Source organism: Microbacterium hibisci (assembly GCF_015278255.1).
Taxonomy (GTDB): Bacteria; Actinomycetota; Actinomycetes; order Actinomycetales; family Microbacteriaceae; genus Microbacterium; species Microbacterium hibisci.
In genome coordinates this window covers 53,173-68,537 of the sequence record NZ_JADIJC010000008.1, presented here as the reverse complement: position 1 = coordinate 68,537, position 15,365 = coordinate 53,173, and the positions used below count along the sequence as shown (strand labels likewise).

Below are 15,365 nucleotides of genomic sequence, written 5' to 3'. Positions count from 1 at the left end.
GGGGTTTCGTCTTTCCCGGATCACATCGCGTCGATAGGTGACGCGAAGCGCCCGGTTCGTTCCTGTCGTGAAGCACGGCGCGCGCCGCGCACCTTGCGAATCGCAGTCGAGCATGCCCTGGGCGATGTCGCCCCGAGGTGAAGGCGCCTGCGCGCTTCGCTGTCATGCTGGAGCGGTGGAGCGTGGCAGAGGAACCTGGCCGCTTCGCATGCTGCCCGCCGCCCCCGCCCTCGCGCGGCTGTACTTCGCTGCGCAGGCTGTGGCCGGCGCCGCGTGGTGGGTCGGCGTCTTCACTGTTCCGTTCGTGCGCGAGACGACCCTGGGCTCGCTCGACGCGGTCCTTGTTGCGCTCGTCGACATCCCGCTCTTCGTCATCGCGTCGGGAATCGCTGCCGCGACGGCGGGCCGCTGGGCATTCGGGTCGGCGACCATCGCCACCGCATGGACCCTCACGGTGACCGTGCTGCTGGCGGGATACGCGACCTTCACCGGCGAAGCCGGATGGGGCGTGCTTCTCATGACCGCGGCATCCGTCGGGTCCATCGGCGCAGCCTGCCTGCTCTGGGTGGGGCGTATTCCGACCGCGTGGGCGCTGGCGGGGCCCTTCGCATTCCGACCCGCCCGGTCGCGAGCGAGTCCCGGCATGCACATCCTGCTCACCGCGGCACAGATCCTCGTCTTCTGGGGCTTGTTCCTCGGCGTGATCCCTGTAGTCGTCTCCGCCCTCGAGGCCCGTTGGGGTCTCGAGATCCCCTTTCCATCGGCGGTCGTCTCGGCGGGCTGGGCGCTCTTCGCGCTGGCCAGCGTTCTCGGGCTGTGGTCCGCGGCGGCGATGAACGTCAACGGCGACGGCACGCCGTTGCCCGCCGCGATGGCCAATCGGCTCGTCACGGCAGGACCGTACCGTTTCGTTCGCAACCCGATGGCGGTGTCGGGGTTCGTGCAGGGCGTCGCGGTGGGTCTTGTGCTGTCGTCCTGGATGGTGGTCGTCTACGCCGTCCTCGGTTCGCTGCTCTGGAACTTCGCCGTCCGCCCGCTGGAGGAGGCGGACCTCGAGGCAAGGTTCGGCGACGACTTCCGCCGCTACCGCGACACGGTGCGCTGCTGGATCCCCGGTTCGCCGGCGAGTCGAAAGCCCTCGACGACCTCGAACGCTCCGGCTCCCTGACCCTGCTTCCCGACCCACCGCCTGGTCCGTGTCTCCACGACAAGACCGGGTGCCTCGGACCGGGCGTCAGAGGGACTCGGCGATGTTCTTGATGGCGGCGAGGCGGCGGTCCCATTCGTCGCCGATGGCGTCGAGGCGCCGGGCCACGGCGGTGAGCTGTGCACCGACGACCCGGTACTGCACCTCACGGCCCGCGGGGACGGTCTCGACGAGACCCACCTCGTGCAGCACGGCGAGGTGCTTGGCAATCGCCTGCCGGGTGATGGGCAGGCGCCGGGCGAGCGCCGACGCCGAGGCGTCACCCTCGCCGAGGGCGGTGAGGATGCTCCAACGCGTCTCTTCGCCGAGCGCATTGCACATGGCGACCACGGTTCCGTCCAGCATCGCCCGGCCGCTCATGCGCTGCGCTCGAGGAGGGCGACGAGCTTGTCGAGCTCGCCGTCCCAGCCGCCGCGGTGATCGGCCATGACGTGCGCGGGGTTGCCGACGTGCTCGAAGCCGGTCTCGACGACCGTGAGCCGCGTGCCGCCGGCGGTGGCTTCGAGAGTGAAGGTGAAGATCGTCGCGCGCTGCTCGTCGACCGTCGCCGGGAGAGGGTCTTCGTCGTTGCACCAGCGGTACGACACCTCCGAGGGCGGGTCGAAGGTCTCGACCCGGATCGGGATCCGCCGCTCACCCGGCCAGCCGATCGTGCCGACGGCGCCGACACCTTCGCCGGCGAGGGTGATCTGGCCGAACCACTGCGAGATCAGCTCGGGCTCGGTGACGGTGCGCCAGACCTTCTCGAGGGGCGCGCTGATGTGGATCGTGCGGCGCACGCTGAAGGTATCGGCGTCGATCGCGGCCGGGGGGTTCTGCGTGTTCTCCATGAGCGTTTCCATTCTGCGGGTCTGCGGGGGTCAGTGATCGGTCGCGGGCGCGGATTCTCGGGATGCTGCCGCCGCCTGGGCGGATGCCGGGCGCAGCGCGCGGGTGGCGATCGCGACGAGGACGGACACGCTGCCGAGGATCGCGGCCGCGACCACGGCCGCGGGCACACCGACGATATCGATCGCCCGCCCGCCGGCGAACGCCCCGAATGCGTCGCCGAGGTTCGCAGCGGACGCCGGCAGCGATGCTGCGAGGATCGCGCCCGGTCCGGCGAGGTGCTCGACGCGGTGCTGCCAGGGGCTCGTGATGCCCGCGCTGCACAGGCCCAGAACGAGCAGCGCGACCACGACGACGGCCGTGTGCGCTCCCCAGAGCGCCATCGCGGCGAGCGAGACGGCGACGCCGATGGCGCCGAGGATCAGCGCCCGTGCCGCTCCGGCGTCGGCGAACCGGCCGCCGGCGAACGACCCGATCGCGGCGGCGACGCCGAAACCTGTCAGGCATGCCCCGATCCAGGCTCCGGAGACCCCCGAGACCTGGTCCAGGAAGGGAACGAGGTAGGTCTGCGACGCCGATACGCCCGCGAACAGAAGGCTTCCGACGGCGAGGACCGCGAGGACGCGCGGGGCGAGCGCGAACCGCAGCTGGCCCAGCATCCCCACTTCGCCGTCGTGGGGCGCGCGCGGCAGCACGACCATGGCGATGACGAGAACGATGACGGCTGCCAGCACCACGGCGAAGAACGCGGCGCGCCAGCCGACGGCTGCGCCGAGCAGCCGACCGAGGGGCATCCCGACCGCGCCGGAGACGGCGAATCCGGAGATCACCACCGCCATCGCACGGCCGGACCGGTCACGCGGCACGATCGAGGTCGCCGTCGTAATGGCAGCCGCGATGAAGAGCCCCTCGACCGCGCCGATCACCAGCCGTGCTGCGGTGAAGACCTCCAGTCCGACCCCCAGTGCGGGCAGCAGATTCAGCCCGGTGAACACGGCGAGCGCGGCCAGCAGCACCGGCCGACGGTCCACGCGGGCGGTCAGGAACGTCAGCAGCGGCCCGCCGATGGCGATCCCGAGAGCGTTCGCCGAAACCAGCACACCCACTGCGGAAAGCGGCACGGCCAGGTCCACGGCCATCAGATCGAGCATGCCGGCGACGAGCACCTCGGCGCACCCCATCACGAACGTTCCGGCGAACAGCACGCTCAGCGTGATCGCGACTCGTGCGCTACTCGTCTCGGCGGGACTCCGTCGGCCAGGCATCCGAACCTCCAGCGGTATGCAACTTTTCGGTTGCACTCAGCGTGACACGATCGGAGCGTTATTGCAACCCTTCGATTGCAGTGCTGACGATGGCGCGCCGCCGGAAGCTTCGGCCCGGATCCTCGCGAGAGGCCGGGCCGAAGCCGTGGAGGCTGCCTCAGTCCACGGTCGCCGGGCCGACGTCTCCGAAGAGCCGCAGTTCGGCGACGCCGAGGATCTGCCCGTTGGCGATCCGGATGTAGCGATAGCCGGCGTCGCCCTGCACCGCCCACCGCTGCCACTCCAGCGTCTTCGCCGGAGCGACGGGCGTCAGCCGTGTCCAGGTCTGCAGATCGTCCGAACCCTCCAGGCGCATGTCGGCGATGCGCGAGGTGCCGTACCCGTCCTGGCGCACGAGCAGCTCGGTGCCCGTGAGCGTCACGCGGTCCTCGCCGAAGTCCCAGACGTGGCCGTAGATGCCGCCGTTCAGCCGCGTGTCGGAGTGCGTCGCGGCGTCACCGTCCAGCATGCGGGCGGCATGCTGCGTCCACGCGGCGTCAGCCACCCCGTCGGGACGCAGCACGCGCGCGTCGCGGAACGCCGCGTCGAGCAGCCCCACGTCCGTCGACAGGAACAGCTTCGATCCGTCGGTCGTCGCGGCGATCGGATCGGCAGCTCTCCCGTCCGGTGTCGTGAACGAGATGGCGAATCCGATGGCACCGCCCGCCTCGGCGCCGTCCGGCACCGGCGCAACGGCGAGCCATTCCCCGGGAGCGGGCGAGGTCACCTGCGCGTCCTGGCCGAGCAGCGTCACGCTCACGCCGGTGTTGCCCACGGGTCCGGTCATGCGGAGCTCGACCCGATCCCCGGTCACGACTCGCCCCGCGAGGGCGTCGGGCGACGACATCGACACGGTGGCCATGAGCCCGACAGCCTCGCTGCGGGTTCCGTCGATGCGGATCTCGGCGATGCTCCAGATCCCCGGGTAGGCAGGGTCCGACGGAACACCGGGCTCGTCGACCTGGAACTTGAGGAACCGGAAGCGGTGATCGCGCACCTCTTCGCGCGTGGCGATCCACTCGACCTGGGCATCCTGGCCGGCGTTCGGATGCTCGGTGAGGAGCGTCCAGCTGCTGCCGTCGTCGGAGCCGTAGACGTTCGTGCCCTCCGCGCGGTTCGGGAATGTGTCACGCGCCTGGAAGCCGAAGGCGTCGGCGCTGACGCGGAACGCCGGACCGAAGTCGAAGGCGATCGCGGACACCCGCTGGTCACCCCACGACGTCTGGTTGTCGCTGTCCGTCAGGGCACGCAGCTGCGAGCCGCCGAGCGGAGGCGCGCTGACAAGGCCGGTGAAGTCGAGCGAGCCGTCCGAGAGCGTCGGATTGAGCAGCTCGAGCTCGGCGATCGCCTGCCCCAGCTGCGCGAGCAGGTCTGCGAACTCGGAGACACCGGCCGTCTTGCGCTTGTCCTTCACCTGTGCCAACAGCGCGTCGACGCGCTCCCAGCTCGCAGCCGTGTAGCTCGCCTCGTCGCCGATGCGATCGAGGAGCGTCCCCATCGCGGCCGCGCGCGTCGCCGCGACCGTGATCTTCACCGGCAGAGCGGTCACGGCGGTGCCGTCCGACGCGACGACGAGCAGCTCCTCGGCGCCGGGCCTGGCGGGTGTCCAGGCCACCTCCGCACCCGTGAGCCGCGCATCCTCGGGTGCGCTCTGCAGCGAGAGCGCGATCGCGTCGTTCGCGGCATCCGTCGCCTCGAAGCTGCGGGTCCACTGCTCGCCCTTCACGGCCACGACATCGACCGCGGGCGCGTCGGTGAACACCGGAGGTGTGAGCACGCCGTTCGCCTGCGCGAGTACGCCGGACACATCCACCTGCGCGGCCGATCCGGTCGCACGCAGGAACAGGATGTTGTCGCCGACAGCTCCGGGGGTCTTGTCGACGTGCAGGTCGACCCACACGTACCGCCACTCGCCGCCGGTGTCGGGCACGACGATCTCAGCGAAGGGCGCCGCAGCCGCGGTGCGCGACGCCTGCAGCGTCGCCGACCCGTCGCTGCGGAGCCTGATGCCGACCAGCGACGTCTTCGAGCGGTCGCCCCAGACGGCGCGGCGGACGGCCACCTCAGCGTCCTCGGCGGCGGCATCCAGGCGCACGAATCCCATGCCTCCATCGTCTGCCTGGTGCTGCGCGCCCGCGCCGAGGGCAGTGCCGAACTTGGCGAGCGGGAGCTGGGGGCTGTCGCCGCGCGGCGCGACGGAGCCCGCGACGTCTGCCAGCTCCGACGGGAATGCGACCCAGTACTCGGCGCCGGTGTAGTCCGAGCCGCGATCGTTCCAGAAGTTCTGCACCGCTGTGCCGTTGTAGAACAGCGGACCGTCGCGATGCGCGTACAGATCGGCGACGTGCGGCGCCTCCGCCTCGACGTCCACCCCCGCGACGTAGCGGTACTGCAGATACGTCTCGCTGAGCGGGTCCACGAGGCGGCCACGATACGCCTGCGAGATCGTGCCGCCCTCGTTCGCGGGAACGTACGGCACCTCCTCGCCCATCATGAACGCGGTGAACGTGTCGGCTCCGGCGAGGATCCGGTTGTCCAGGAAGTGATACGGCGACACCGCGTCGGCCGCGTCGGAGACGGTGCCGGCGACGGGGTCGATCGTCGTTCCCTGGTTGTCGACGAGGCGCGCCAGCGCCACGAGGAGGTCGACGTCGCCTTGGCCGTGCGCCTGGTCGCGCAGCATCTCCATGTGCTGGACGAAGGACTCGCCGGTGGTGTTGCGGGGATCGTCCGCCGGGATCTCGCGGAAAAGCGACGCGAGTGCGCCGTTCACGTCGCCGCCGTACAGGTCGTGCTCGCTCTCGTAGCCGGCGTTGACGGTGAACCACTCGACGCGCTCGGCGTACAGGTCGGCGTCGTCGAGGAAGATCGCCGCCGCGATCATGCCGATCACGCCGTAGAGGTGCTGGTTCCACAGGCGGTTCTTCGAGTACAGGAACGTGTCGAGCACCGGCCGCACGAGGTTGCCCTCGATGCGCTGCTGGTCTTCGGCGGTCCACCGCAGGTCGTAGCCGTCGAGCGTCTCGTTCGCCGGCTCGGTGCCGCGCAGCACCTCGGCGGCGATCAGCATGTAGTACAGCGGCACACCGGTGTGGATGTGCGCGTCGGCGAAGTACGCGTACTTCTCGGGGTCGAGACCGCTCCACGTCCGCAGCACATGGAGAGCGTTCGCGCGGTACTGCTCGTCGCCCGTCACGACGTACTCGAGCGTCTGCGCCATCGCGCCGAGGCTGTCGCGCAGCGCGCTCGACCGCATCCCGGCGCTGGCGTAGGCGTCGTTCTTGGGAGTGTCGGTGCCCGTCTGGGCGTTCTCGGCCCGGAAGTCGCGGGCCGCGTACCGGGACTGCGTCATCGCCTCGTAGTAGCTCGACCACGGGTCAACGCCGGCGAGCACCTGGGTGCGCATGTTCTCGAGGTGGTCGGCCGTGAAGCCGATACCCGGGTGGGCGAAGCCCGCGTCGCTGACCCCGCGGACGATCGGCGGGGGTGTCGTGGTCTCTTCGGCGGCGGCCGGCTGCGCGGCGGTCAGGGCGCCGGCCACAGCCAGTGCTCCCGCCGTGAGCGCGCCGATCGCACGGTGCGTCCAGTGTCGTTGTTCGATCCTCATCGATCTCTCTTCTCGTCCCGTGGGCGGCCTGCGACCGTCGTCATCGGAAGTGGATATCGTTTGCCAGTTAACGATGGCGTCATCGGTTCGCGACGTCAAGACCGGGTTTCAGGCCGTCGACGGATCGAAGCGAACCCCCGCGCGTCGCACGTCGACGGTCCATCCGCGGCCGTCCAGATCGTCCGCGCGCACGCCGAGGAACATCCCGGTGAAGCGAAGCCGCGGGCCGTGGTCGTCCGAGAGCGTCCACGCGGGGAACGTGCCGGGCACGTCCTGCCACTCCCCCGACGCACCAGCGACCGCGAAGGTGAGCGCCGGGCCGTCGAGCGCCGCGCGCAGCCGCAGCGGGCCATCCGGAGCCACCGCCGGCGCCGAGCGGATGGTGACGGATCCGTCCCGCCGCACCACTCGAAGATGCCGTCCATGCTCGGCATCGAAGGTCACCTGCAGCCAGATCCACCCCGACCGGTCGTACCAGGCGATGAGCCCGGCGGCCTCGCGTGGAGTTCGCGGGTCAGCCTCGAGCGTCGTCTCGAAGACGGCCGTCCGCTCCTCGACGCGGGTCAGGATCATCGACTGATCGAAGACGGATGCCGCGGAGTGGCCGCCGCGCAGCCGCAGCCATCCCGGCCGGGCGTCGAGGTCCGCAGCGCCCGGCGGGAGCGCCGCTCGAAGCGTCGACCAGCGACGGGAATCCAACGCCGGCCCGTCGAAGTCGTCGACCCATGCGCGGGCGGCGGCAGCGGCATCCGTCACGTCATCCGCTCCCGCGCCGATCACCACCTCCGTGCTCGCGTGGTGACCGCCGCCGCCGAGGCGAAGCCACCCGTCGTCGTCGAAGACCACGCGCTGCAGGCACGTCTCGCGCCCGAGGGTGCTGTAGCGCTCTCCGAGGTGGAGCGTCGGACGACTGGCGAGGTGCGCGAGGATCCATTCGCCGTGGGGCGTCTGCACCAGTTCGCCGTGGCCGGCCTTCTGCAGAGGGTGTCCCGGCGCATCGCGGGTCGTCAGCACGGCTTCCCTCTCGTCCCGCTCGTACGGACCGAGGAGGCGGCGCGATCGCGCCACCGTGATGCCGTGGTTCCACCCCGTGCCGCCGGCAGCGATCAGGAGGTAGTACCACTCGCCGATCCGGTAGAGGTTCGGGCCCTCCACGAGGCCGTCCTCGCGGTAGATGACGGTGGCCTCCCCGGTCGTCCGTCCCTCGTCGGGAAGGTACTGCTCGACGACGAGCCCCGAGAACGATGGATGCTCCGGCCGTTGGTCCCACTGCACGCCGACGATCCAGTGCGTTCCGTCGGGATCGTGGAAGAACGAGAAGTCGAATCCGCGCGACCCGAGGTGGACGGGCTCGCTCCACGGCCCCGTCACCGCGTCGGCGGTCACGAGGTAGTTGTCGATGTCCTTGTCGTCGCCGTCCATGCTTCGCACGATCGAGTACGCGAGCCAGTACCGGCCCTCGGCATACGACAGGCTCGGGGCCCACACACCGCCGGAATCGGGGACGCCGCGCAGGTCGAACCCGTCAGCGAGCGCGTGGTCGAGGGTGGTCCACTGCGCGAGATCGGTCGAATGATGGATGCGGACGGCCGGGTGGTACTCGAAGGTGCTTGTGGCGAGGTAGTAGTCATGACCGACCCGCAGGATCGAGGGGTCGGGGTTGAACCCCCGCAGGACGGGGTTGTGGATCACCGGCACGGCGGTCGCTCCTCCGGAAGGTCGGACGATCAGGGCTGGGATGGCGCGGGCGTCATGGGGTGCGCGAACGGCGCGCCCGCGACGAAGCGCTCGACCTCGGCGAGGGCGGCCTCGCCGAGCCGCCGCAGCTCGACGCCCATGGATCCCGCGAGATGCGGCGTGAGGAACACGTTCGGAAGGCTGTACAGCGGATGCCCCGGCTCGAGCACATCCGGCTCGGTGACATCGAGCACGGCGCGCAGCCGCCCCGCCTGGAGCTCCGTCACGAGGGCGTCCTGGTCCACGAGCGCGCCGCGCGCGGTGTTCACGAGAGTGGCGCCGTCGGGGAGCGCGGCGAGCACGGCGCGCGAGATCATGCCGACGGTGGCGGGCATCTCGGGCGCATGGAGGGAGAGGATGTCGCTGCGACGCGCGAGTTCCTCCAGGTCGTCCACGAGCGTGGCTCCGAGTCGCTCCGCGGCCTCCCGCGTCGCGTAGGGGTCGTACAGCAGCACCTCGACGTCGCTCGCCGCGAGCTTCTCGATCACCATGGTCCCGATGGCGGAGGCTCCGACGATGCCCACCCGCGTGCGGAAGAGCCCGGCTCGCGGGGCCGCCGCCTCGCGGTTCACGAACGCCTGCTCGGCGCAGTACCGCCGTGACAGCCAGAACGCGTCCTTCGCGGCGAGCGTGATCATCGCCTGCGTGAACTCCGCGACGGGCACGGCGTTGGCGGCGCGTGCGGAGGAGATGCGGATGCCGCGTGCCGACGCCGCCGCGTCCAGGAATCCGATCCCGCCGCCCCAGTGGACGATCCCGCGCAGGGCCGGGAAGGCGTCGAGGTCGCCGTCGCCGATCGACGGCACGCCCCAGCCGGTGATCAGCAGCACGACCTGCGACGGCGACGCGACCCCCGTGAGAAAGGTGGCGGCATCCGTCATGTCGATCTCGAGAAGATCCTCCAGCCGCGCCCGTTCCTCCGCACCGAAGACGAACGGCACCAGCGCGGGATCCATCAGCAGCGCCGCCCTCATGCGCCCAGCTCCTCGATGGTCCAGGTCTCGCGCCATTCGAGCCGCACCCGGCCGTCCTCGATCTGCAGTGGCAGCCACACCGGTGCGGACTCGGCGAGGTGCTCCGGTGTCCACCGGTCGCCGATGTACACGAAACCGTCGCCCACCGGCGCGACGACGCTGACCTGGGACTCGAAGGTGTTCGTCCCGGGCGGCGCGATGAGCTGCCAGTCGCCCCAAGGTCCCTCGAGGGCCGGCGCGCTCGTCCACATGTTGTCGTTCATGCTCCAGCCGGTGAGGTCCGAGCCGAACAGGTAATAGCGCCCGTCGTGGGCGACCAGGGTGGGCGACTCGTAGCCGATGTCGGGCCGCGCCTGCTGGCGCAACGTGGCGACGACCGAAGCCACGCCGAGGTAGTCGTCGCGGAGCCGGTAGAGGTGCAGGCCCTCGTCGCGGTCCTCGGAGAGGAGGTAGCCCACGCCGGCCTCCTGGAAGACGCCGATGTCGCGGCTGAGGTTGCCGAGCGGTCGTTCGCTGCCGACGTACTCATAGGGTCCCTCGGGTCGATCGGCGATCGCGTAGCCGACCCGCGCCAACGAGTAATCGCCGGTGTCGACATGGAGGAGCATGACCCAGCGCCCGTCCGGGCGCTGCAGCACCTTGGGTCGCTCGATGACCCGGTCGGCGCCGATCTCACCGTCGCCGGAGGTCAGCGCATCGCCCTCGTACCGCCAGCGGGCGAGGTCGGCCGAGGAATAGCAGGCGACGGCCGTGAACCGGTCGCCGGCCGTCTTGTCCTCGCCCCACGCGAACCAGCGGTCGCCGACGCGCTGCAGCCCGATGCCGTGCAGCTGCGCCGTGCGGCCACGGTCGTCGACGAACAGGCGGCCGGGCGCGATCGCGCCCCGCTCAGCCACGACGCACCTGCAGCACCCGCGCGCCGATGCCCGCCGGGGTGGTGATCGAAAGGCCGTCGCCGGTCGCAGCGAACCGCCAGGGCTCGCCGCCGGCCGGGAAGATCGCCTCGGCGTCGGCGACGCCCGGCAGCACGAAGGCCGCGGGCTCGGCATCCCGATCCCACACGAACACCAGGTCGCGCCCGCTCGTGCGCAGGCCGAGGCAGACGGTCGCGGCATCCCATTCCGGAAGGCCCAGCGGCCAGAACGGCGTCGCCTCGGCGAGGTCGTCGCGCAGCGCCTTGTGCAGCTCCACCGCCTCGGCGACACGGGCGCGCTGATCCGGACGCAGGTCGTCCAGGAACCCGGACAGGTACAGCCTCCCGCTGAGGCCGGTCACGAGCGTGAAGACGGTCTCTTCGTCGCCCATGTCGGCGGCAGGATACGCCCAGTTGCCGCACTGCTCGGGGAGGATCGACGCCGGCGAGGACGCGGCGATCGGCGGATAGAGCCGGAAGTCCTGCTGGTCGCTGGTCGACTGCAGGTGGGTCACGGCGAGCAGCGCGTAATCCGCACGCATCGCGCCGGAGCTGCAGTTCTCGATGCGGAGAGACGGATGCCGCTGCTGCACGCCCACCAGCCAGTCGCGGAACGCGCGCGTGTGCCCGAGCAGGCCATGCCCGGCGGTCGTCGCGTTGCGCTCCGTGCCCGCCCCGGGATTGATGTTGTAGTCCAGCTTCAGGTACTCGACGGCGAACTCCTCGACAAGGTGGTCGACGGTCGCGTCGAGGTGCGCGCGAGCGGCGGGATGCCGGAAGTCGAGGTGGTACCGACGGTCCTCCTGCACGCGCTGCCCGAACCGCTCGAAGAACGCCTCGTCCGGCAGCCGCGCCGCGGCCGGACTGTCGATGCCGACCACCTCGGGCTCGAGCCAGAGCCCGGGGGCCATTCCCGCGCGCCGGATCTCTTCGACGACCCGGCGCAGCCCACCGTCGGGGAACCGTGTCGGCGCTTCGCGCCACTCGCCGACGGTCGACCACCAGTCGCCGATCTCGGGGTCGGCGAACCAGCCCGCGTCGATGCAGAACACCTCGGCGCCCGCTTCGGCGGCCCGTCGCACCAGCGGGAGCAGCTTCTCGGTGGTCGGCTGCCCCATGAGCGTGTTCATGAAGTCGTTGTACACGACGGGCAGCTCGTCGTCCTGGGCGGGTCCGCGCAGCCACCGGCGGTAACCGGTCAGCTCGCCGATCGCGCCGTCGCGGGAGTGGACGGATGCCGCGAGCGCGACCGGCACCGCGGTGAATGTCTCACCGGGGAGCAGCGCATGGGCGAACTGGTGCTCGAGGTCGGTCGGCCCCAGCAGCGACAGGATGGCGCCTTCACGGGTCTGGCACAGGTCGACGTGCCAGCCGGCGCTCGTCTCGATCTGCCAGGCCAGCGCTTCGCCGTCGCCGCGCACCAGGTAGCCGCACGGCACGTGCTCCCCACTCGACCACGCACCGTGGCTGGAGAGGCTCGCGTGGCCGCGCCCGTCCTGTCCGTGGAGGTCGAGCGAGAGGTCGGGCAGCTCATCGCGCAGGGCGATCTCGCTCCACCGGGCCTCGCCGAGCCACTCGCTCGCCGCACGCCCCCACCTGATGTCGCCGACATCGCTCGCCGTTCCGACGCCCACCGTCGCCGAGGTCACAGCGGTCACCACGACCGCCTCGCGGCCGGCATTGCGCACCTCGCTCTCGATCCGCACGACGGCCGCGCCGGCCGGCGCCGTGACCGTCGTGCGCACCTCGATCCCGCTGACCGCGTCTCTCTGCACCACGACCGCTCGCGTTGCGGAGGCATCGGTGGTGACCTGCGAGCCCTGCACCCGCAGCCGCTCGCCGACCGCGGACCGCCAGTATGCCTGACTCGTGCGCGCGCGCTGCTCGGCCGCAGTGAAGACCTCGACCAGCCCGATCCCTTCGCGCCCGACGTGCGTCGATGACGGAACGACGAGCGACAGCGGCGCGTCGGAGTTCCAGCGCAGCTCGAACCCGCCCACGGGGGTGCGCTGCGACGCGATGGCGGACTTCGGGCGGGCGTCGGTCTGGTCTTCGACGGTGGGAGGGAGGAATGTGTCGGTCACGGAGTTCGTCTCGTCTCATCGGTCAGCGGCAGGCAGAGGGCGTCGTTGCAGATGTGGATGGCGGCACCCAGCAGGGCCGGCAGGAACAGCGCGAACGCCGAGCCGATGATCGGCAGGCCGGCCCCGATGAGGCCGAGCGCGATGATGAGAAGCCAGGCGAGTCCGATATGGGGCCGCCGCGCGACGGCCCGCGCGGCGACGCTGAGCGTCTCAATAGGGCGACGGGCGACGCCCGCCGCGACGCCTGCGGCCGCGACGACGCACACGGCGATGAGCAGCATGACAGCCACGGCCGCGCCGGCCGCCACGAACAGCAGCATCGCGTCGGAGTCCCCGAACAGGGCCAGGTCGTACGCCAGCAGCAGCGCGACGGCGCTCGCGCCGGCTGCCGCCCACCACAGGGTCCGGCAGCCGACGACGAACGAGCGCCAGTACAGGCGCCCGCCCTGCGCGTCGGCGCGGTCCGCCAGCAGACGTCGACTGCTGCGCAGCAGGGCGTACCCCGCGGGCACGAGCGGCAGCAGCGAGAGCACCCCCAGCCACAGCGCGAGATGCGTCGGCTGCCAGCCCACCAGCGCAGTGAACGCCACCACGGGGACGAGGCATCCGATGAACGAGATCGACACCACGAAATACTGGAAGACGGTCAGCATCGTCGCGGCGACCGGGCCGTCCAGCGCGAGGAGCACGCGGACGCGGCCGGCTGTGCCTGTCCGGCCTGTCGCGTTGGACGTGGCGCTCATCCCTTCACCGCCCCGATCGACATGCCCTTGATGAAGTAGCGCTGGAACGCCGCGAAGATCGCGACTGACGGGATGATCGCCAGGATCGCGCCGGTGTAGATGAGCTGCCACTGCGAGGTGAGCAGGCCGACCATGCGGTTGATGGCGACGTTGATCGTCCCCGCCGAGGACGAGTCGAGGAACACCAGCGGGATGAAGAAGTCGTTCCAGAGGCCGAGGGCCTGGATGATGACGAACGCCGAGGTCACCGGCAGCAGCATCGGGAAGACGATCGACCAGAACGTCCGGAACCGCCCGGCACCGTCCACGAATGCCGCCTCCTCGACCTCGACGGGGATGCCCTTGATGAAGCTGCAGTAGAGCAGGATGCCGAAGCTCGCCGCGCCGCCCAGATGCACGAGGATGACGCTCGCCAGAGTGCTGTAGAGCCCGACGTCATCGAAGCCCTTGACCAGCGGGATCATCCGCACCTGGAACGGGATCATGAGGCCGGCGATGAACAGGATGTATATCCAGCGTGCGCTCCGTCCGCCGATGCGCTCGATGCCGTACGCGGCCATGGGCACGATGGCCACGAGCAGCACGACGGTGACGACCGTGATGATGAGCGTGTTCACCAGCGCCTCGCCGTAGTCCGTCTGCTGGAACAGCTGCACATAGTTGTCGAGGGTGAACTGCGTGGGCAGCCCCATCGGGTCCATCGTGATCTCGGAGTACGAGCGGAACGAGTTGAGCAGCGCGTAGAGCACGGGGCTCGCGACGATGACCACCAGGACGGCGAGCACGGTCATCACGACGATCTGCCCGGGAGTCGCCTTCTTCTTCCGCGAGGTGCCCCGCCCGCGTCGCCGTTCGCGCTCGGGCGTAACGACGAGTTCCGTCTGGGTGCTCATGCCTGGATCTCCCTCTTGCGCATGTAGGCGTTGGCCGCGACGGTGCTGACGATCACGACGAGGAACAGCACGATGGCCGCGGCGCTGCCGAAGCCGGCGCGGTACTCGCCGAAGCCGACCTTGTAGATGAAGAACGCCATGGTCTCGCTGACGAACCCGGGCCCGCCCGAGGTCAGCACCATGACCTGGTCGAAGATGGTCCATCCGGCGATCATCGCGAGCGTCATATTGACGGTCACCGCGCCGGCGAGCATGGGCCACGTGACATGGCGGAAGACCTGCCGGCTGTTCGCGCCGTCGATGCGCGCGGCTTCCACGAGCTCCTGCGGGACCGACTGCAGGTTGGCGAGGTAGATGAGCGTCGTGTTGCCGCCGAGCGTGAAGCACGTGATGAAGAGGATGACCCAGACGACGATCGTGCTGTCGCCCAGCCAGTCACGGGCCCACTCGGGCAGCCCCGCGTCACGGAGGAAGGTGTTCACTGCGCCGAAGTTGTAGTTGAGCAGGTACTTCCAGACCGTCGCGAGGATGAAGGCGCTCACGAGCGACGGCAGATAAACCGCCGTGCGGAAGAGCCCCTGCCACCGTCCCACCACCTTGTCGAGCATGAGCGCGACCGCGAGCGAGATCGCGTTGACGATGACGGCCGACCCCAGACCCAGGATGAGCGTGTTCTTGACGGCGTTCCAGAACCGTCCGCTCGTGAGGATCTCCTCGTAGTTGCGCGTGCCCACGTAGTCGTAGTCGGGGCTGATGCCGTCCCAGTCGGTGAAGCTCAGCTGGAGGGACTGGATCGAGGGGATGATCACCATGAGCAGGTAGATCACCAGCGCCGGTGCGATGAAGCCCAGCATCACCCACCGCGCCGACCGGAACCGTCCGGTGCGCCGCTTCTCCCGTTGCGAGCCGTGCGGCACGAAGGGGACGTCGTCGGCGGCGCCATCGGGTGCGCCGTCGAGCGGTCCCTCGCCGCTGAGGCGGACGGCCGTGCCGACTACCGCGGTCTGGCCCTGCAGGGCGCTCTGATCTGTCATGGAGACCTCCTCGGCTCCGGTGGGTGCCCGGGCGACAGCTC

Annotated in this window: 12 protein-coding genes; 1 reads left to right on the top strand and 11 read right to left on the bottom strand. The window is 70.3% G+C overall.

What is annotated here, in order from left to right; genetic code table 11:
* Positions 1-175 precede the first annotated feature (175 nt).
* A complete protein-coding gene (locus IM770_RS14460) occupies positions 176-1,168 on the top strand; it encodes a methyltransferase family protein (protein WP_372430681.1) in 993 nt (330 codons plus the stop codon).
* A 66-nt stretch (positions 1,169-1,234) separates the two neighbouring features.
* On the opposite strand, the gene IM770_RS14455 is transcribed toward IM770_RS14460, so the two are convergent.
* From IM770_RS14455 to IM770_RS14405, 11 genes are all read right to left on the bottom strand, one after another.
* Complete coding sequence (locus IM770_RS14455) at positions 1,235-1,552, bottom strand: ArsR/SmtB family transcription factor (RefSeq protein WP_239066271.1); 318 nt, start codon at positions 1,550-1,552, stop codon at positions 1,235-1,237.
* 11 nt (positions 1,553-1,563) lie between these two features.
* Positions 1,564-2,037, bottom strand: a complete 474-nt coding sequence (locus IM770_RS14450; protein WP_203581861.1) for an SRPBCC domain-containing protein — start codon at positions 2,035-2,037, stop codon at positions 1,564-1,566.
* A gap of 30 nt (positions 2,038-2,067) precedes the next feature.
* Positions 2,068-3,300 carry an MFS transporter gene (locus IM770_RS14445; RefSeq protein WP_203581860.1) on the bottom strand — a complete coding sequence of 411 codons (1,233 nt, stop codon included), beginning with the start codon at positions 3,298-3,300 and terminating at the stop codon, positions 2,068-2,070.
* A 157-nt stretch (positions 3,301-3,457) separates the two neighbouring features.
* Positions 3,458-6,946, bottom strand: coding sequence for an alginate lyase family protein (locus IM770_RS14440; protein ID WP_203581859.1), 3,489 nt, complete (start codon positions 6,944-6,946; stop codon positions 3,458-3,460).
* 108 nt (positions 6,947-7,054) lie between these two features.
* Positions 7,055-8,644: a glycoside hydrolase family 43 protein gene (locus IM770_RS14435; protein ID WP_203581858.1), complete on the bottom strand. Its 1,590-nt coding sequence runs from the start codon at positions 8,642-8,644 to the stop codon at positions 7,055-7,057.
* A gap of 29 nt (positions 8,645-8,673) precedes the next feature.
* Positions 8,674-9,657 (bottom strand): hydroxyacid dehydrogenase, encoded by a 984-nt coding sequence (locus IM770_RS14430; RefSeq protein WP_203581857.1) that lies wholly within the window; start codon positions 9,655-9,657, stop codon positions 8,674-8,676.
* Positions 9,654-10,553, bottom strand: coding sequence for a family 43 glycosylhydrolase (locus IM770_RS14425; protein WP_203581856.1), 900 nt, complete (start codon positions 10,551-10,553; stop codon positions 9,654-9,656). Before IM770_RS14425 ends, IM770_RS14430 begins: the two co-directional genes overlap by 4 nt.
* A complete protein-coding gene (locus IM770_RS18215) occupies positions 10,546-12,654 on the bottom strand; it encodes a glycoside hydrolase family 36 protein (RefSeq protein WP_203581855.1) in 2,109 nt (702 codons plus the stop codon). Before IM770_RS18215 ends, IM770_RS14425 begins: the two co-directional genes overlap by 8 nt.
* Positions 12,651-13,397, bottom strand: a complete 747-nt coding sequence (locus IM770_RS14415) for a hypothetical protein (RefSeq protein ID WP_203581854.1) — start codon at positions 13,395-13,397, stop codon at positions 12,651-12,653. Before IM770_RS14415 ends, IM770_RS18215 begins: the two co-directional genes overlap by 4 nt.
* The gene (locus tag IM770_RS14410; protein ID WP_239066270.1) at positions 13,394-14,290 is read right to left on the bottom strand and encodes a carbohydrate ABC transporter permease; all 897 of its coding nucleotides are present in this window, start codon (positions 14,288-14,290) and stop codon (positions 13,394-13,396) included. The genes IM770_RS14415 and IM770_RS14410 overlap by 4 nt, the downstream gene beginning before the upstream one ends.
* Positions 14,287-15,324: a carbohydrate ABC transporter permease gene (locus tag IM770_RS14405; RefSeq protein ID WP_203581853.1), complete on the bottom strand. Its 1,038-nt coding sequence runs from the start codon at positions 15,322-15,324 to the stop codon at positions 14,287-14,289. Before IM770_RS14405 ends, IM770_RS14410 begins: the two co-directional genes overlap by 4 nt.
* Between the last annotated feature and the right edge of the window lie 41 nt (positions 15,325-15,365).

Bases quoted from the DNA above. Each gene is read 5' to 3' on its own strand.
- IM770_RS14455 (WP_239066271.1), bottom strand. From the start codon at position 1,552: ATGCTGGACGGAACCGTGGTCGCCATGTGCAATGCGCTCGGCGAAGAG.
- IM770_RS14450 (WP_203581861.1), bottom strand. From the start codon at position 2,037: ATGGAGAACACGCAGAACCCCCCGGCCGCGATCGACGCCGATACCTTC.
- IM770_RS14445 (WP_203581860.1), bottom strand. From the start codon at position 3,300: ATGCCTGGCCGACGGAGTCCCGCCGAGACGAGTAGCGCACGAGTCGCG.
- IM770_RS14440 (WP_203581859.1), bottom strand. From the start codon at position 6,946: ATGAGGATCGAACAACGACACTGGACGCACCGTGCGATCGGCGCGCTC.
- IM770_RS14430 (WP_203581857.1), bottom strand. From the start codon at position 9,657: ATGAGGGCGGCGCTGCTGATGGATCCCGCGCTGGTGCCGTTCGTCTTC.
- IM770_RS14415 (WP_203581854.1), bottom strand. From the start codon at position 13,397: ATGAGCGCCACGTCCAACGCGACAGGCCGGACAGGCACAGCCGGCCGC.
- IM770_RS14410 (WP_239066270.1), bottom strand. From the start codon at position 14,290: ATGAGCACCCAGACGGAACTCGTCGTTACGCCCGAGCGCGAACGGCGA.
- IM770_RS14405 (WP_203581853.1), bottom strand. From the start codon at position 15,324: ATGACAGATCAGAGCGCCCTGCAGGGCCAGACCGCGGTAGTCGGCACG.